Source organism: Pseudomonas sp. IPO3774 (genome assembly GCF_013386835.1).
In the GTDB taxonomy this organism is placed as follows: Bacteria; Pseudomonadota; Gammaproteobacteria; order Pseudomonadales; family Pseudomonadaceae; genus Aquipseudomonas.
Map to the genome: position 1 here is coordinate 16,387 of NZ_JACAQY010000023.1, position 17,756 is coordinate 34,142.

16 protein-coding genes are annotated in these 17,756 nt (G+C 63.0%); 9 read left to right on the forward strand and 7 right to left on the reverse strand.

What is annotated here, in order from left to right:
* The first annotated feature begins 184 nt into the window (after positions 1–184).
* A complete protein-coding gene (locus tag HYE77_RS15250; RefSeq protein ID WP_177068946.1) occupies positions 185–1,588 on the forward strand; it encodes a sodium:solute symporter family protein in 1,404 nt (467 codons plus the stop codon).
* A gap of 37 nt (positions 1,589–1,625) precedes the next feature.
* Entirely contained in the window at positions 1,626–2,552 is a 927-nt protein-coding gene (locus tag HYE77_RS15255; protein ID WP_177068947.1) for a pyridoxal-phosphate dependent enzyme, read from the forward strand.
* 114 nt (positions 2,553–2,666) lie between these two features.
* Here HYE77_RS15255 and HYE77_RS15260 read toward each other — a convergent pair whose 3' ends face one another.
* The 4 genes from HYE77_RS15260 to aldA all read right to left on the reverse strand — a co-directional run bounded on the left by HYE77_RS15260 (position 2,667) and on the right by aldA (position 8,335).
* Positions 2,667–4,277, reverse strand: a complete 1,611-nt coding sequence (locus HYE77_RS15260; RefSeq protein ID WP_003212548.1) for a GMC family oxidoreductase — start codon at positions 4,275–4,277, stop codon at positions 2,667–2,669.
* A 27-nt stretch (positions 4,278–4,304) separates the two neighbouring features.
* A complete protein-coding gene (locus HYE77_RS15265) occupies positions 4,305–5,522 on the reverse strand; it encodes a mandelate racemase/muconate lactonizing enzyme family protein (RefSeq protein ID WP_177068948.1) in 1,218 nt (405 codons plus the stop codon).
* Position 5,523: 1 nt separating this feature from the next.
* Positions 5,524–6,834, reverse strand: coding sequence for a nitrate/nitrite transporter (locus tag HYE77_RS15270; protein ID WP_177068949.1), 1,311 nt, complete (start codon positions 6,832–6,834; stop codon positions 5,524–5,526).
* Between the two features lie 76 nt (positions 6,835–6,910).
* The gene (gene aldA / locus HYE77_RS15275; RefSeq protein WP_102604901.1) at positions 6,911–8,335 is read right to left on the reverse strand and encodes an aldehyde dehydrogenase; all 1,425 of its coding nucleotides are present in this window, start codon (positions 8,333–8,335) and stop codon (positions 6,911–6,913) included.
* A 208-nt stretch (positions 8,336–8,543) separates the two neighbouring features.
* On the opposite strand from aldA, the gene ccoN reads away from it, so the two are divergent.
* Positions 8,544–9,971 carry a cytochrome-c oxidase, cbb3-type subunit I gene (gene ccoN, locus HYE77_RS15280; protein ID WP_008432550.1) on the forward strand — a complete coding sequence of 476 codons (1,428 nt, stop codon included), beginning with the start codon at positions 8,544–8,546 and terminating at the stop codon, positions 9,969–9,971.
* The gene (locus HYE77_RS15285) at positions 9,971–10,192 is read left to right on the forward strand and encodes a cbb3-type cytochrome c oxidase subunit 3 (protein WP_177068950.1); all 222 of its coding nucleotides are present in this window, start codon (positions 9,971–9,973) and stop codon (positions 10,190–10,192) included. The genes ccoN and HYE77_RS15285 overlap by 1 nt, the downstream gene beginning before the upstream one ends.
* A 110-nt stretch (positions 10,193–10,302) precedes the next feature.
* On the opposite strand, the gene HYE77_RS15290 is transcribed toward HYE77_RS15285, so the two are convergent.
* Entirely contained in the window at positions 10,303–10,797 is a 495-nt protein-coding gene (locus tag HYE77_RS15290; protein ID WP_003212554.1) for a hypothetical protein, read from the reverse strand.
* A gap of 126 nt (positions 10,798–10,923) precedes the next feature.
* On the opposite strand from HYE77_RS15290, the gene HYE77_RS15295 reads away from it, so the two are divergent.
* Positions 10,924–11,619 (forward strand): aspartate/glutamate racemase family protein, encoded by a 696-nt coding sequence (locus HYE77_RS15295; protein WP_008432548.1) that lies wholly within the window; start codon positions 10,924–10,926, stop codon positions 11,617–11,619.
* Here the strand turns inward: HYE77_RS15295 and HYE77_RS15300 are convergent.
* Positions 11,616–12,128: a GNAT family N-acetyltransferase gene (locus tag HYE77_RS15300; protein ID WP_003212556.1), complete on the reverse strand. Its 513-nt coding sequence runs from the start codon at positions 12,126–12,128 to the stop codon at positions 11,616–11,618. The two genes, HYE77_RS15295 and HYE77_RS15300, sit on opposite strands and share 4 nt — an antisense overlap.
* Positions 12,129–12,332: 204 nt before the next feature.
* On the opposite strand from HYE77_RS15300, the gene HYE77_RS15305 reads away from it, so the two are divergent.
* The 4 genes from HYE77_RS15305 (at position 12,333) to HYE77_RS15320 (ending at position 16,612) form a co-directional block, all read left to right on the forward strand.
* Entirely contained in the window at positions 12,333–13,304 is a 972-nt protein-coding gene (locus HYE77_RS15305; RefSeq protein ID WP_087693883.1) for a helix-turn-helix transcriptional regulator, read from the forward strand.
* 138 nt (positions 13,305–13,442) lie between these two features.
* Positions 13,443–14,288: a transporter gene (locus HYE77_RS15310; protein ID WP_371317077.1), complete on the forward strand. Its 846-nt coding sequence runs from the start codon at positions 13,443–13,445 to the stop codon at positions 14,286–14,288.
* 22 nt (positions 14,289–14,310) lie between these two features.
* The gene (locus HYE77_RS15315; protein WP_177068951.1) at positions 14,311–15,486 is read left to right on the forward strand and encodes an MFS transporter; all 1,176 of its coding nucleotides are present in this window, start codon (positions 14,311–14,313) and stop codon (positions 15,484–15,486) included.
* Between the two features lie 13 nt (positions 15,487–15,499).
* Positions 15,500–16,612, forward strand: coding sequence for a class II histone deacetylase (locus tag HYE77_RS15320; protein WP_177068952.1), 1,113 nt, complete (start codon positions 15,500–15,502; stop codon positions 16,610–16,612).
* Here HYE77_RS15320 and HYE77_RS15325 read toward each other — a convergent pair.
* Positions 16,609–17,751 carry a glycerate kinase gene (locus HYE77_RS15325; protein ID WP_177068953.1) on the reverse strand — a complete coding sequence of 381 codons (1,143 nt, stop codon included), beginning with the start codon at positions 17,749–17,751 and terminating at the stop codon, positions 16,609–16,611. The genes HYE77_RS15320 and HYE77_RS15325 overlap by 4 nt on opposite strands.
* Between the last annotated feature and the right edge of the window lie 5 nt (positions 17,752–17,756).

Sequence of the window (17,756 nt, forward strand, 5' to 3'; positions counted from 1 at the left end):
AACGCAGGTATTGCGCAGCGGCGGCCCTCGCTGTAAGAGCGAAACCATAGGTAGCCGGTACCCAGATAACGGATATACACCCATACCAAAAGAGTATCAAACCATACCAACCCGATATTAGACGAAAGCAAAACCAGCAGAGGAAACTACCCACAATTACAAAAATACCTAAAGAGTATAAAAAATGCCCACCCACTCCTCATGGATCGTACTGTCCATCACCGGCCTGTACATGCTCAGCCTGGCACTGATCAGCTACGGCGTGCGCCGTCACTCCCGCAGCGCCAACAACTACACCACCGGCGGCGGCCACTTCCCGGCGTTCCTGATCGGCTTCCTGATGCTCTCGGAATTTATCGGCACCGCAGTCAGCATCGGCACCGCCCAAACCGGCTTCAAGGTCGGCATCTCCGCCGCATGGAACCTGTTCGCCCTGGCCCTGGGCTTCGTACTCTTCGCCTGGCTACTGGCGCGCAAATACAAGGACCTGGGCGACAACACCATCTCCGGCGTACTCGCGCGCAACTACGGCCAACGCACCCGCTTCGCCACGTCGATCATTACCATCTTTGCCCTGGAGATCGTCGCCGTCTCGATCTACGCCAGCGGCGGCGCCGTATTGGCCAGCGTGATGCAAGTAGACCGAACCCTGGCGATCGTGATCGTCGGCGTAGTCTCGGTGGCATACGTCAGCATCGGCGGCATGCGCTCAGTGATCTACACCAACTTCGTCCACGCCGCCCTGAAATACCTGGGCGTCGGCCTGGCCTTGTGGTTCGGCTTGAAGCAGGTGGGCGGCATCGGCCAGCTGCAAGCGCAATTGCCCGCCAGCATGTTTGACTGGACCGCCGTGGGTTGGGGCCAGATCATCGCCTGGATGATCGCCGGGATCGGTTCGATCTTCTCCACCCAATACGTAATCCAGGCGGTGAACACCGTCAGCCATGCAGGCAAGGCCCAGCGCGCCTGTTTCTACGTGGCGGTGCTGATGGTGCCGTTCGGCATCGGCGCAGCACTGATCGGTATGTGCAGCGCGGTGCTGTTCCCCCATGTCGACTCCCTGCAAGCCTTCCCCACCCTGATCGCCAGCATGGACCAACTGACGGCCGGGCTGGTGGTGGCAGGCCTTGCCGGCTCGCTGTTCGGCACCATTTCGGCGGTGAGCATGGGCTCGGCGACGTTGTTGCTGCGGGACTTCTACGAGCCATGGTTCAACCCTGAAAAAAGCGACGCCAAGTCCCTGCGCTTCGTGCGCCTGGCGACCATCGCTGTCGGCCTGTTGCCGATTGCCCTGGCACTGACCTCGGACAAGGTGCTGATGATCGCCTTCCTCGGCAAGGCGTTGCGCGCCTCCCTGGCCGTGCTGGTGTTGATGGTGTTCTACGCGCCGAAATTCGGCACGGCGGCCGGGGCATTCCTGAGCATCATTGCCTCGTTGCTCGCGACCGTGGGCTGGTTCCTCGCCGGTAATCCGTGGGGCATCGACAACGCCTACATCGCCCTGTTCACGCCGTTGATCATCATGGGCATCAGCCATGTGACACGCCGCAAGACACCGGCCGAACCCCTGGTGGCGGCCACGAGCTGAGGTAGGATGGCAGCCTCACCCAAAAGGAACTTGTGAAATGCTGCCGATTCGCACCCCGTTGATCCTGCACCCCGGCTTGTCTACCGCTACCCGGCGGGTCTGGCTGAAGCTCGAGAACCTGCAACCCTGTGGCTCGTTCAAGTTGCGCGGCATGACCACGCTGTGCGCCTACGCGGCGAGCCAGGGCAAGACCACGGTGGTATGCCCCTCCGGCGGCAATGCCGGGCTGGCCACGGCCTTCGCGGCGCGCGGCCTGGGGTTACAGGCGCGGATCGTGGTGCCGACCACCACCCCCGAAGCCACCCGCGCACGCATCCGCCAGGCCGGGGCCGAGGTGGTGGTGCACGGTGATCTGTGGGATCAATCCAATGAGCTGGCGCTGCAACTCTCCGAATCACCTGAGGCACTGTATGTGCCGGCCTTTGATCACCCGCTGTTGTGGGAAGGCCACAGCAGCATGATCGATGAGATTCTCGAGGACTGCCCTCAGGTGGGCGCCATCGTGACCTCGGTGGGTGGCGGTGGACTGCTCGCGGGCGTTCTGACGGGCCTGGAGCGTCATGGGCGGTTCGGCTGCAAGGTGATTGCGTGTGAAACGGCGGGCGCGGCTTCGTTTGCTGCTGCCGTAGAGGCTGGAAAGCCCGTGCGGCTGGCGAAGATCGATACCGTGGCCAAGTCGTTGGCCGCGACCCAGGTGGCGGCGTGGCCGGTGCAGCATATCGGCAGGTTTGCCCATCAATGCGTGGTGTTGAGTGATGCCGACGCGATGATGGGCGTGGCGCGGTACGCCGATGATTTACGCCAGTTGGTGGAACCGGCATGTGGGGTTTCGTTGGCCGTGGCGTATCTGGAGCATGGGGCGATTGCCGGGATTGAGGATGTGGTGGTGATTGTGTGTGGTGGGGTAAGCATCAGTGCCGAAACGGTTGCCCAGTGGCAGAACACGGTCTCTCTACCGAATTAAATCCCCCTGTGGGAGCGGGCTTGCTCGCGAAGGCGGTGGTTCAGTCGACATATCCAGCGCCTGACACACCGCCTTCGCGAGCAAGCCCGCTCCCACATTTTATCGGTGGTGCACTCAGGCATCCTGCAGGATCAGATCCGCACCCTTCTCCGCCACCATCAACACCGCCGCATGGGTATTGCCCGAGGTCACGTTGGGGAAAATCGACGCATCGACAATCCGCAGCCCTTGCATCCCGTGCACCTTCAGGCGCTTGTCCACCACCGACACCAGCGGGTCCGAGCCCATGGCGCAAGAGCCACACAGGTGATAGATCGAGCCGCTGTTCTCGCGGAAGTACTGCAGCATCTGCTCATCGGTTTGCACCGCCGGCCCCGGCAATACCTCGGCCACCGTCACGCCCTTGAGCGCCGGAGCCTGCATGATCTTGCGCATCAGCCGGCTGCCCTGGATCACCTCGTCGATGTCCTTTTGAGTGCTCAGGTAGTTGGGGTCGATCAAGGCCGCGTCCCGTGGGTTTTTCGAGGCGATGCGGATCGTCCCGCGGCTGGTAGGCCGGCACGGGTTGAAGCACAGCAGGAAGCCTGAATACGGCTCGGGCTTGAGGCTGGCCTTGTTGTTTTTCGGGATCTGGTACGACAGCGGGTTGAAGTACAGCTGCAGATTGGGGTGCGCCTGCCCTTCGTTGCCGCGAAAGAACCCGCCGGCCTGGTTGACGCTCATGGCCAGCGCGCCCTTGCGGGTCAGCAGGTATTTGAGGCCGAGTTTGAACTGGCCAAACAGCGAACTGAGCTGGTCGTTCAGGGTCGGGATATTGGCCTTGTAGTAATAGCTGGCGCAGAGGTGGTCCTGCAGGTTCTGCCCCACTGCAGGCAGGTCCTTGACCAGCGGGATGTTGTGTTCGGCGAGCAATTGCTTGTCCGCCACACCCGACAGTTGCAGGATCTTCGGCGTATCCACCGCCCCGGCGCACAGGATCACCTCCTTGCGCGCGGTAAAGGTGCGAACCACGCCGTGCTGGGTCACGCTGATGCCGGTGGCGCGTTGTTGATCGTCGAACAGCACGCGGTCTACCAGCGCATGCAACTCCACGGTCAGGTTCGGCCTACCCAACGCCGGGTGCAGGTGCGCAAAGCTGCTGGAGCAGCGCTCACCGTTGCGGGTGTTGACGTCGTAGAGGCCCGCACCTTCGAAGTTCGGCCCGTTGAAGTCATCGCTCAGGCCATAGCCCAATTGCTCGCAGCCCTTGAGAAATACATCGCAGATGGCGTGAGTCTGGCCCTTCATCGGGGTGATGCTGATGGGGCCGCTGCTGCCGTGGTATTCGGTGTCGCCCAGGGGGTGATTTTCCAGCTTGCGGAAGTACGGCAGCACGTCCTTGAAGCCCCAGCCGTCGTTGCCATTGGCCGCCCAGTCATCGAAATCATGGGCCTGGCCGCGCACGTAGATCATGGCGTTGATCGAGCCGGAACCGCCCTGCACCTTCCCCCGCGGGGCATAGATGGCACGGTCGGCCAGCTGTTTTTGCGGCTGGCTGTAGTACATCCAGTTGAAGGTCGGGTTGTAGTACATCTTGGCGAAACCGACCGGGATCTTGAACCACCAGGAGCTGTCCTTGCCGCCGGCTTCCAGCAGCAATACCGAATGCTCGCCCGAGGCGGAGAGTCGGTTGGCCAGGACGCAACCTGCGGCGCCGGCGCCGGCGATGATGTAGTCGTATGTCATTCACGGTTACCGCATAAGTCGTTTTTTTTAGCCCTTGGCGGGCGAAGTGTCTTTCACGTCAGCAGGCGTGGGCGCCATTTGCAGGTGCAGCCGCTCGCCGGTGTACGGCGTGTGCTTGCGCACCACGTCCATGTTCAGCTCCACCCCAAGGCCCGGCTCGGTGGACGGGATGATGTAGCCGTCCTCCCATTGCAGCGGCTTGGTCAGCACTTCGGCATGGAAACCGCCCCAGGTCATGATGCTTTCCTGGATCAGGAAGTTCGGCGTGCACGTGGCCAACTGGAAACTCGCCGCTGCGCCGATCGGTCCGTTGTACAGGTGCGGGGCGATCTGCGCGTAGTAGGCCTCGGCCATGCTCGCGATTTTCTTGGCTTCCAGCAGGCCGCCGCAGCGGGCCACGTTCATTTGCAGGATCGATGCACCACCGGCCTGCAAGAGCTTGAAGAACTCGTACTTGGTGGTCAGGCGCTCGCCGGTGGCGATGGGAATGCTGGTCTTCGCCGCGACCTGGGCCATGGCCTCTTCCTGGCCTGGTGGCACCGGTTCTTCGAACCACAGCGGGTCGTATTTCTCCAGGCGCTTGGCCAGGCGAATCGCCGACGACGGCACCATCTGCCCGTGGGTGCCGAACAGCAGGTCGCACTTGTCGCCCACCGCCTCGCGAATCTTGCGGCAGAAGGTTTCGCAGCGTTCCAGCACTTCCAGGGAGATCTGGTGGCCGGAGTACGCGGTGTACGGGCCTGCCGGGTCGAACTTCACGGCGGTGAAGCCCTTGTTCATGTTCTCGATCGCGCATTCGGCGGCCAGGTCCGGGTCGTCGTAGTCGTACTCGCCCTTGCTGTTGACCGGGTACAGGTAGGTGTAGGAACGCAGGCGTTCGTTGACCTTGCCCCCCAGCAACTCATAGACCGGTTTGTTGGCGGCCTTGCCGATGATGTCCCAGCAGGCCATTTCCAAGCCGCTGACCACCCCCATCATGGTCAGATCGGGGCGCTGGGTGAAACCGCTGGAGTACGCCTGGTGGAAGAAGCGCTCGATGTGGTGCGGGTCGTGGTTGAGCAGGTAGCGCTCGAACACGTCCTCGATGATCGGCAGCATGGCCTTGGGGCCGAAGGTGGCGGCGTAGATCTCGCCCACGCCTTCGATGCCGCAGTCGGTTTTCAGTTTGACGAACAGCCAATACATGCCGCCGATGTGCGGCGGCGGTACGGCGACAATATGGGTTTCAAGGGCGACGATTTTCATCTCAGGCACCTGTCTGGTTGAATTTTTTACGATTGATCCGGGCGCGCAAGGTCAGGGCCGCGAGGGTCCCGAGCACGCCGATGAAGGCGATGTAGCCGAAGTACAGGTTGTAGCCGACCTGCCCCGGGTATGTGTCGGTGAGGTAGCCATTGATCAGCGGGATAAAGGTGTCCGGCAGGTAACCCACCACCGAGACGATGCCGATGGCCAGGCCGGTGATGCGCAGCGGGATGTCGCAGCTGTCGAGGATCGCCCAGTACAGGCCGCGAATCGCGTAGGTCATCAGGCCGATAAAGATCACCGTGCCGATCAGCAAGCCGAGGCTGCCAATGGCCGGGAACACGATCAGGCCGACCATCGCCAGGGTCACCAGCAGCAGCGCGACGATCAGCACCGAGATGTTCGAAAACTTGTCCCCCAGCCAGCCGCCGCCGATCCCGCCGATGGGTCGCATCCACAACTTGATGGTGGTGATGGTGCCGGCCATCACGGCGGTCATGCCGCTGCCTTGCAGGTAATCGGAGAAGCTGTAGGTGGCCCAGAACATGTGGTAACCGCAGAACACGATGGCGGTCACCAGCCACAGCTCGGGGATTTTCACCAGGGTGGTGAGGTCGGCGATCAGGTTGAACTTGCCCTTCTCGACCGCCGCAGTTTCGGCCATGGACTTGGGGTCCTTGAGCAGCACCAGCACACAACCAATGGCGATACACACGAACGAATACAGGTACACCACGTGCTTGAAGCCTTCGGCCGCAGTTTGGCTGCGGGTCTCGGTGGCGTAGGCGAACAGCCCCAGGGCCACGGTCGCCAGCAAGGCTTCCACCAGGCCACGGCCGCCGTCGAGGATGCCGAAGAAGCGGCCCTGCTCACTGTGATGGGCGATCATCTTCACCCGCTTGAGCACCGAAGCCCAGAAGGTCAGGCCGGTGGTCAGGCCCCAGCAGCCGAAGATGATCATCAGGCCGGTCATCGACGGCACGGTGGAGTACCAGATACCCAGGGCCCCGGTGGCCACCAACGAAAAGAAGATCAGGAAGCGTGGCGGCAGGCGATCGGCCAACCAGCCGCTCGGCAGGTAGCTGAGCAGGAAGATCGTACCGAGCATCGAGTACAGATAACCCAGCTGGCTGTGGTTGATCTGGAACACCTCGAGCATGGTGGTCTGGTAGACCTGGCGCAGGTAGAGGATCGGGTAGATCGCCCCGGCAGCCAATACCAGCAACATCAATTGGAAGTAGCGACTGGCTTTGTCGCTGTTAGCCGCGGACACGGCATCGAAACCCTGGGCAACGGGTGCAGGCTTGGACATCTTGTAGACCTCGAGCACCCACTGTGCAGGTGCCCCGATAATTGTTTTTATTGAGGTGAAGCCGGTGGTCGGTGAATCAGTACTTCATGACCACCAAACGGGTCTGGGTGAATTCAAGCATCCCGTGCTTGCCGTCATCGCCGCCCAGCCCTGAGCGTTTCCAGCCGGCGTGGAAACCCTGGTAAGGGTCGGCCGGGGTGCGATTGACGTACAACTCGCCGGCCTCGATGGCGTTGGCGACTTTCATGGCCGTGCGGTAGTTCTCGGTATAGAGCACCGACGACAGGCCGAACTGGTGATCGTTGGCCATGGCCAGCGCTTCGTCGATATCGCGGTACTTGAGCACCGGCAGCACCGGGCCGAAGATTTCTTCCTGGATGATTTCCATGTCCTGGCGGCAGGCGCTGAGCAGCGTCGGCGGGTAGAAATGGCCCGGACCTTCGGGAAGTACGCCGCCTGTTTCCAGTACAGCACCGTCGGCGATGGCGCGCTCGACCATGGCGTGAATATTCTGCCGGGAGCTGGCGTTGACCAGTGGGCCCATCAGGCCCGCATCCGTGGCACGGTCACCGAATTTGACGGCGCTGATCTTGGCCTTGAGCAGGGCCAGGAATCGGTCATAGACGCTTTCCTGCACATACACCCGCTCGACGGCCGTGCACAGTTGGCCGCAGTGGGTGGTCTTGGAAGCGATGATGTCGCTGGCGGCTTTTTCCAGGTCGGCGTCGGCCTCGATGATCGCCGGGGTCTTGCCGCCCAGCTCCAGGGACGGCTTGGCGATGTTGGCCTTGCAGTAGTCGAGCACGATGCGCCCGGCGTTGACGCTGCCGGTCAGGGTGATCAGGCCCACGGCCTTGTGGGTGCACAGGGCGGCGGCGGTGGCGTGGTCCATGGTCAGGATGTTGATCACGCCGGCCGGCATGCCCGACTGCTCGACGGCACGGGCGATTTCAAAGGCGGACAACGGCGTGTTGTTGCTCGGGCGCACCACCACGGTGTTGCCGGCAATCAGCGCCGGGGCGATTTTGCGCAGCAGGGTATAGACCGGGTAGTTGAACGGAATCAGGCAAGCCACGACGCCAATGGGCTCGCGTTGCAGGAACAGGTTTTCGTCCGGGGTGTCGCTGGGGATGATTTCGCCTTCGATGCGGCGTGCCCATTCGGCGTGGTAGCGGGTGATCTGGGCGGCGTAGCGCGCTTCGTTGCTGGCGTCGTCGAGGCTTTTGCCGGATTCGCTGGCCAGCGCCCGGCCTATGCTTTCAGCGCAGGTTTCGAGGGCGGCGGCGAAAGCCCGCAGGTGTTCGGCGCGCTGGATGCTGGTGAGCTTGCCCCAGGTTTTCTGTGCGCTGGCGGCGGCATCGACGGCCGCAATGGCTTCATCAGGGGTGGCGGCGGACACCCGGCCTACCTGGGCCTCGGTCGCGGGGTTGTAGACCGCGATTTGGGCGGTGCTGGCAGGTTCGGCGAAGTGGCCGTTGTAAAAGTTGCGCTCGATTTGCATATGGTTTTTTGCCCAATCGTTGTTGTTTTGCGAGTGACTTGCAGTTTTGTCATTGGGCGGGGGTTGGACAAACGATTTATTGACGGGGGTAACGTGCGAAAAATGCAGGTTAGTGGCTGATCCGTATTAATGACCCGGGTCTGAGTCTGTATTGTTCTACCCATACTTCCTACAGTGCCGCCCACTTGGAACCGTGGGAGGACTAAGCATGCAACCACCATCAACCGCACAGGCCTACAACTACAAGGTCGTGCGTCAATTCGTCATTGCAACCATCGTCTGGGGCGTGGTCGGCATGGCCATGGGCGTGTGGATCGCCTCGCAACTGGTGTGGCCCGAGATGAACCTCGACCTGCCGTGGACCACCTTCGGCCGCCTGCGCCCGCTGCACACCAGCCTGGTGATTTTCGGCTTTGCCGGCAGCGCGCAATTCGCCGCCAGCTACTACGCAGTACAGCGCACCTGCCAGGTACGGCTGTACTCGGACAAGCTCGCTGCCTTTACCTTTTGGGGCTGGCAGTCGGTGATCGTGATCATGCTGGTCAGCCTGCCACTGGGTTACACCACCACCAAGGAATACGCCGAGATCGAGTTCAGCGGCGCGGTGTGGATGACCGTGGTGTGGGTGGCCTATGCGATCGTGTTTTTCACCACTGTGGTGCAGCGCAAGACCCAGCACATCTACGTCGGCAACTGGTTCTTCGGTGCGTTCATCGTGGTGATCGCCATGCTGCACGTGGTCAATCACCTGTCGATCCCGGTGGACTGGTTCAAGTCCTACCCGGTGTATTCCGGGGCCACCGACGCGATGGTGCAGTGGTGGTACGGGCACAACGCCGTGGGGTTCTTCCTGACCACCGGTTTCCTGGGGATGATGTACTACTTCGTGCCGAAGCAGGTCGGGCGGCCGGTGTATTCCTATCGCCTGTCCATCGTGCACTTCTGGGCGCTGATCACCCTGTACATCTGGGCCGGTCCGCACCACCTGCACTACACCGCGCTGCCGGACTGGGCGCAGTCGCTGGGGATGGCGATGTCGCTGATCCTGCTGGCGCCGAGCTGGGGCGGGATGATCAACGGCATGATGACGCTTTCCGGGGCCTGGCATAAATTGCGCACCGACCCGATCCTGCGCTTCCTGGTGCTGTCGCTGGCGTTCTACGGGATGTCGACCTTTGAAGGGCCGATGATGGCGATCAAGACCGTCAACGCCCTCTCCCATTACACCGACTGGACCATCGGCCACGTCCACGCCGGCGCCCTGGGCTGGGTGGCGATGATCACGTTTGGCTCGCTGTACCACATGATCCCGAAAATCTTCGGGCGCGCGCAGATGCACAGTGTGGGGCTGATCAATATGCACTTCTGGCTGGCGACCATCGGCACGGTGCTGTACATCGCGTCGATGTGGGTCAACGGCATCACCCAGGGCCTGATGTGGCGGGCGGTGAACGATGACGGCACCCTCACCTACTCGTTTGTGGAAGCGTTACAGGCCAGCCACCCGGGATTTGTGGTGCGATTCGTCGGCGGGGTGTTCTTCCTCAGCGGCATGTTGCTGATGGCGTACAACACCTGGCGCACGGTGCGAGTGGCGGATTTGAAGGTGGCGCAGCTTGACGCGCAGATCGCCTGATGTGGGAGATAGTGCTGAACCTGGCGGCGGTGATCAGTCTGTATGGCGCGGTGGAGTATTGCCTGCGGGGCCAGTCGAAGGAGAGCCTGGATGAGGCCAGCCTGATGCCGTTCGCCGATGACCCGGAGGTGGCACGGCGGGTGGAGCTGGCCACGGGCAAGCGGGTCAACGCGGTGGCGCCTGAGGAAACAAAGCAGGACTGGGGCAATATAGAGATCTAATTGTGGGAGCGGGCTTGCTCGCGAATGCGGTGGTTCAGTCAACATATACAGCGACTGACACACCGCTTTCGCGAGCAAGCCCGCTCCCACACAAGCACCACATTGAGCGACTAGCCGCGTTCGCGGGGAATCAGGCTCTGCAACTGCAACGCCAGGAAGTTGGCATCGAAGCCGAACGTATCCGGGTCTTTCAAACCGTTGGTTTTCTTCCACAGCCAGTCGTTTTTCCCCGGCAGCAATACCAGGGAAATGCTGCCGTAGCGGGCGGCGGTCAAACCCATCACCGACAGCGAAATCAAACCGCCGGCGCCCATCACATCCGGCACGAACTCCACCGGTTTGCCGGCGATATGGATGGTCAGTTTCTCGGTCTTGAAGGTGGAGGTCTCCACCGGCACGCTGGGGCCGGAAGCCACGTACGCCTCGCGCTGCACTTCCAGCAAACCGACCGTCTTCACAGGCGCAAGCCACTGCTCGATCTGGCCGAACAACTCGCCGATCTTCTGCGCCCAATGGGCCGACTGCACTTCGAACTGCTGTTTCTTGTGGGCTTCGCTGTCGGCGTAATGACGCAGCATCTCGCCCAGTTGTTGTACATCGTCCATTGCCGTGTTCCTTGGGTGACCCATGTTGCGAGCCTTGATCATGGCAGATGCCGCACACCGGCGTATGACTAAAGCGCAGCGCGCGGGTAATGTGGTGCCCTCGCCCGTCCAATTCAGGAGCATCGCATGCGCACCATCGGCCTTATCGGCGGCATGAGCTGGGAGTCCAGCGCCGAGTATTACCGCATCATCAACCAGAACGTGCGCGACCAGCTCGGGCCTCTGCGCTCGGCACAACTGTTGATGTACAGCGTCGACTTCGGCCCGGTGGAGCAGGCCCAGCACGCCGGGCGCTGGGACGACGCGGCGCTGATCCTCGAAGACGCCGCCCGCCGCCTGCAAGCCGGTGGCGCCGAATGCATCGTGCTGTGTACCAACACCATGCACTTGGTAGCGCCGCAGATTGAAGCGGCGGTGTCGATACCGTTTCTGCATATTGCAGACGCTGCCGGCGCGGCGGCCGTGGAAGCTGGCACCCTGAGCGTTGGCCTGCTGGGTACCGCGTTTACCATGGAGCAGGAGTTTCTCAAGTCACGCCTGGCGGCGCAGGGGCTGACCGTGCTGGTGCCGGACGCTGAAGAGCGCCAGGCCGTGCACCGGATCATTTACGAAGAGTTGTGCGTCGGGGTGATCAGCGACGCATCGCGTGAGGTGTACCAGCGGGTGATCGAGTCTTTGGCCGCCCGTGGCGCCCAGGCCATCATCCTCGGCTGTACGGAAATCAGCCTGTTGATCAAGCCGCAGCACAGCGACCTGCCCTTGCTGGACACCACCGAGCTGCATGCGCAGGCTGCGGTGGCGTTTGCGTTGCAGGACGACTAGGCCGGCTTGCGGATGCGCGCCATGGTCAGCGTGTCGACGAATGCGCCGTCACGCACGGCGTAGTCGCGCAGCAGGCCTTCGGTCTCGAAGCCGAACTTGTGGTACAGCCGGTGGGCGGCTTCGTTGTCGGCGTACACCGTGAGTTCCACCCGGTGCAGGTTCATCCAGTTATCCGCCACCTCCAGCGCCGCGCCCAGCAGCCGGGAGCCCACGCCCTTGCCCTGCCAGGCGGTGGCGACGCCCATGCCGAATGAACCGACGTGGCTTTGGCGCACGCGCAAATACTGTTCCAAACCCAGCTGGCCGATCACTTCACCGGCATGCAGCGCCACCAGCTGTAGCCGCCGCTCGTTGTCCTGCACCAGGCGTTTGCGCCAGGCCTCGACTGACTGGAAAGGCATTTGCAGCACCTGACGGCAGACAGCCGGGTCGTTGTAGAGCGCAGCGACGCCTTCAAGGTGGGCCTCGGTGAAGCGCGTGATCACGATTTTGGGTTCAGGTGTGTGCATGGTGTTTCGTCCTTTGAAAAACACGTGGCCGACCAGTGTAGGCGGCACAGCGGTTTTTTGGCGAGTACAAATCCTGCCGCACATCATGCATCTGTAGGATAGCGATCAGCCCCCGCAGCGCCGATACTTCACCCAGGCCCTGCCCCGTTTCGGCCTTTAAACCCTGTGACTAGAACAATAAAAAAGTCCCACAGAGGAACGCCCATGAGCCGTCTTGATCCCCCCGGCCTGTTACAGGCTTTCAGCACCCTGACGCTTGATCTGCAACGCCTGGCCCAGCATCAGGACATCGAACAGTTTCATGGCCATGCCCTGTCGCGCATCAGTCAACTGCTGCCCTTCGACAGCGCATGGTGGGGGCGTGCCGCGATCATCGATGGCCTGCCGGAAGAACACAGCAGCTACCTGCATCACCTGCCAGACACGTACTTGGCCGACTGGCAGTCGATCCGCCATGTGGACGTGACGGTCGGGCTGGTGCACGAAGCACCCGGCCAGGCAGTGATTGTCGACATGCTCGACCCCGCCAACGGCCCGGGCCAGAATTGGTTGGGTCAGCGCCATGACATTGGCGAGTTGTTGTGTGTGATCCACGTCGACCCGCAAACCCGCCTCAGTGACCACTTGAGCCTGTACCGCAAACCGGGAGCGCCACGGTTCAACCAGGACGACTGCCAACTGCTGAACAACCTGATGCTGCACCTGGTGGCGGCCGTCTCGGCGAACCAGATCCGCACCCTGGTGGCCATGCGCGAAACCCTTACCAGCCCGCGCAACCTGGCCCTGGCGGTCTGCGACCAGCGCGGGGTGTTGCAGTGTGCCGAACGCGGGTTTGTCGACCTGCTGCTCAGTGAGTGGCCGCAATGGAGCGGCCCCGCCCTGCCGGTGCCGTTGAATCAGCGCGGGCATGAGGGCAAGCACATCCATATCGAAGCCTCGGCCGTGGGCGATCAGTTTCTGTTGGCCGCGCGCCTCAACCGCGCCCTGCCCCAGCTCAGTCCCAGAGAGAACGACGTGGCCCAGGGCTTTGGCGAAGGCAAGACCTACAAGGAAGTCGCCCGCGACCTGGGCTTGTCGCCGAACACCGTGCGCCATCACATCCGCGCCATCTACAGCAAGCTCGGGGTCAAGGACAAGGCGCGCATCGCGCACTTGCTGCACGCCCCGCCCGACTGACCTCACCCCTTAATTCGTTGCTTTTTTGCGCTGTCGTTTTGACGGCCTCGGGCGCCCTTTGCCCATTTTCCGCTGCCATCCATCACATTCCATAAGAGATGCCTTGCGATGAATCACTCCACCTTGCGTCACCTGGCCATGCTGCTGGGCGGCACCCTACTGAGCCTCGACAGCCAGGCCGCCGACCTCAACGCCCGGGACTTTTTCGGCGCGCCGTCCGGTACCAGCCTCGGCGTGCTGTACTTGCCGGCGACGCGCTACGATGATTTCCACGGCCCGGCCGACACCACCGGCAAGGCCGACTTGAAGGTCAACGCCGTGGCGTACCGCCAGGTGTTTTTCACTGACGTCTGCGGCACGCTGTGCACCCCGCAATTTATCCTGCCCTTCGCCGACATCAATGCGCGCTTGCCCGGCGCCAGCCAGCACACCGGCGAGAGCGGCTTTGGTGACCCGCAGGTGGGCGGCACGCTGTTTTTCATCAACGACCCGGCCTCACGCACCTACAGCGGGCTGTTGAGCCTGATCACCGTGCCGGTGGGCGAGTACCACAGTAAAAACCCCGACGTGTCCCCCGGGGCCAATCGCTGGGGCGCGACCTTCGTTTACAACTACACCCAGGGCATTGGCGAGAAATGGGTGCTGGAAGCCAACCTCGAAGCCCAGTTGTACGGCACCAATGACGACTATTTCGGCAGCGACCTCAAGCAAGACCCGCTGTACCGCCTGCAAGCCTTCGCCTCCTACGACTTCAGCCCGGCCACCTACGGCGCCCTGCGTTTGATCCACGCCGATGGCGGCGAGCTGCGCATCAACGACCAGCGCATCGACGACACCCACAAGCGCTACACCCAGGTGGGTTTCGAGGTAGGGCATTGGCTCGACCGGCAGAACCAAGTGATGTTCAGCCTTTCGCAAAACGTCGCGGCATCCAACGGCTACGCAGGCACCGACGCCCTGTTGCGGCTGGTCCATGTGTTCTGAATCACTTTCCCGGAGCTTGCCCATGAACACTCAGACCCACGCTGCAACCGCCGGCCTTTCAGCACGGTCATGGCCGTTGCTGGCGGCGATCATTCTGTTCGCCGCCATTACCCCGACCATCCTGATGACCGCACCGGCGGTGGCCGCGCAACTGGCCAGCCAATGGCAGTTGAGCCCGTCCCACATCGGCGACCTGTTCTCCACCGAGTTGGGGGCGATGAGCCTGGCCACCCTGCCCGCCTTCTGGTGGCTGAAACGGGTGGACTGGCGCCTGGCAGCCCTGGTCGCCGCCGTGGCATTCATTGCCGCCAACCTGTTGTCGATGCTCGCCGACACCTACGCCACCTTGCTTGCCTTGCGTTTTATGAGTGCCTTGGCGGGCGGTTCGTTGATGATCATCTGCCTGGCCAGCGCGGCTGCCACTACCAATCCAAGCCGGGTCTACGGCTTGTGGGTGATGGGGCAACTGGTGGTCGGAGCGGTCGGCCTTGGCGTGTTGCCCGGACTGTTTGCGCGCTATGGCCTCGGCGCCTGCTACCTGATTCTTGCGGGACTGATGACGCTGCTGTTGCCACTCGCCCGGTGTTTCCCGTCCGGCAGCCCGCCGCGCGAGCAAACCGATGCAGCGCCGATACCTGTCTCCCGGGTGAAGGCTGCACTGGGCATCGCCGGGATCCTGGCCTTCTACGTCAGCCTCGGCGGTGTCTGGACCTTTATCGGCGCCATCAGCAGTGGCGCCGCAATCTCCGCGCAACACAGCGGTGAAGTGCTGGCCCTGGCCACCGTGATGGGCATCGTCGGCGCCGGCTGTGCCTCGCTGATCGGTACGCGCCTGCCACGCCTGCTGCTGTTGCTGGTGGGCTACGCCCTGATGGCCGGTGCGGTGCTGTTGCTGAGCGGTACGCCAACACTGCTGCGCTTTGCCCTGGCAGCGCTGCTGTTCAAATTCACCTGGACCTTCATCCTGCCGCTGATTCTCGCCTGCCTCGCCGACCTCGACCGCAGCGGCAAGCTGATGAACACCTCCAACCTGGTGATCGGTGCGGGCCTGGCCATCGGGCCGGCCATTGCCGGGCGGCTCATCGAAGCCAGCGGCGGGTTTGCCTCGCTGCTGGTGGGCGGCGCCGCCGTCACCCTGTTGTCCCTGGCGCTGATGCTCGGCAGCCGCGCCACGCCTGACGCTGTTTTAACCCGCTGAACTGGAGACTCTGATGAACCGAACCACCGCGTTTTTCTTTGATGAACTAAGCCTCTGGCACAGCGCCCGCGCCCACGCACTGACCTTGCCGGTGGGCGGTTGGGTGCAGCCGCCTGCCGGCAGCGGGCATGCCGAGTCGCCGGAGACCAAGCGGCGCTTGAAAAGCCTGCTGGACGTATCCGGGCTGAGCCGTCACCTGCAACAGCACAGCGCAGTTCCGGCCACTGACGAGGACTTGCGACGGGTACACGGTGCCGACTACCTGCAACGCTTCAAGGCCCTGAGCGATGCCGGCGGTGGCGAACTGGGCCCACAGGCACCGATCGGTCCGGGCAGTTACGAGATCGCCCGACTCTCCGCCGGGCTGGCCATCGCTGCAGTGGACGCAGTGCTGAGCGGGCAGGTCGAGAATGCCTACTCACTGTCGCGGCCGCCGGGGCATCACTGCCTGGCGGACGGCGCCATGGGCTTTTGCTTCCTGGCTAATATCGCCATCGCCATCGAGGCCGCCAAGGCGCGCCGCGGGCTGGGCAAGGTCGCCGTGATCGACTGGGACGTGCACCATGGCAACGGCACCCAGTCCATCTTCGAAACACGTGGCGATGTATTGACGATCTCCCTGCACCAGGACGGTTGCTATCCGCCGGGCTACAGCGGTGAACAGGACCGTGGCCGTGGCGCCGGCCTGGGCGCCAATATCAATATCCCGTTGCCGCCAGGCAGCGGCCACGAAGCCTATCTGCACGCGATGGAGCGCATCGTGGTACCGGCCCTGGAGCGCTTCGAGCCGGAACTGATCATCGTCGCCTGCGGCTATGACGCCAACGCCGTGGACCCGCTGGCGCGCATGCTGCTACACAGCGAGTCGTTCCGCCTGATGACCCGCACAGTACGCCAAGCCGCCGAGCGCCTGTGCCAAGGGCGCCTGGTGCTGGTGCATGAAGGTGGTTACAGCGAAGCCTATGTGCCGTTTTGCGGGCTGGCGGCGCTGGAGGAGTTGGCCGGCGTGCGCACGGCGGTGGAAGACCCGATGCTGGAGTTTGTCCAGTTGCAGCAGCCCAAGGACGTACTGCTGGGGTTTCAGCGCCAGTGGATCGACCGACTGGCGCAGGGCTTTGAGGCTTAGACCGCCAGGGCGGCCACACGCCAAACCCGGGCAATGTCCGAGGCGCGCTCGCGCAACAGGCGCGGTGCCTCGCTGCAGGCCTGTTCCAGGGTAGTCGGGCCGGACGGCAAGGCGAACGCGGCATCCACGCCGTGGGCGTACATTTGCTCGTAGCCATCCCCCAGGGTGCCGGCGATCACGATCACCGGCACGTTGTGCTGCCTGGCGATTCGCGCCACGCCAAACGGGGTCTTGCCGCGCAGGGTCTGGGCATCGAACCTGCCTTCGCCGGTGATCACCAGGTCGGCGCCACGCACGGCTTGCTCAAGCCCAACAAGCTCTGCGACCACTTCAACACCCGCGCGAAACTGCGCGCCAAGGAACGCCTTGGCGGCGAAACCCAAGCCACCGGCGGCACCGCTGCCGGGTTCGTCGCGTACGTCTTTGGGCAATACCCTGGCGCAGTGATCGGCAAAATGGCCGAGGGCCGCATCCAGTTGTTCGACTTGCTGGGGATTGGCGCCCTTTTGCGGGCCAAAAATCGCCGAGGCCCCGTGAGGACCGCATAAAGGGTTGTTCACGTCGGCGGCGATTTCGAAGCGCACTTCGTTCAGGCGGGGGTCCAGTTGTTCAAGGCTGATGCGCGACAGCTTGCCCAGCGCCAGGCCGCCAAGGGGCAGCGCTGCTCCCTCGGCATCAAACAACTGCACACCCAGGGCTAGCATCGCCCCGGCGCCGCCGTCGTTGGTGGCGCTGCCGCCAATGGCCAGGATGATGCGCTGGGCGCCGGCATCCAGGGCGGCGCGGATCAGTTCGCCGGTGCCGAAGGTGCTGCTGGAACACGCATCTCGCTGACCCGGTGGCACGAGTTGCAGGCCGCTGGCTTCGGCCATTTCGATGATTGCGGTGTGGCTCTCGGCCAACCAGCCCCAATGCGCGTCGACACTGCCGCCCAATGGCCCTTGCACACGGCTGGTGCGCAGCTCGCCCTGGCAGGCGGCGAGTACCGATTCCACCGTGCCCTCACCACCGTCCGCCATCGGGCACTTGATCAGCTCGGCGTCGGGCCACACGCTGGCCAACCCCTCGGCAATGGCATTCGCCACGCCTTCAGCACTCAGGCTGTCCTTGAACGAGTCGGGGGCGATGATGATTTTCATGGGCT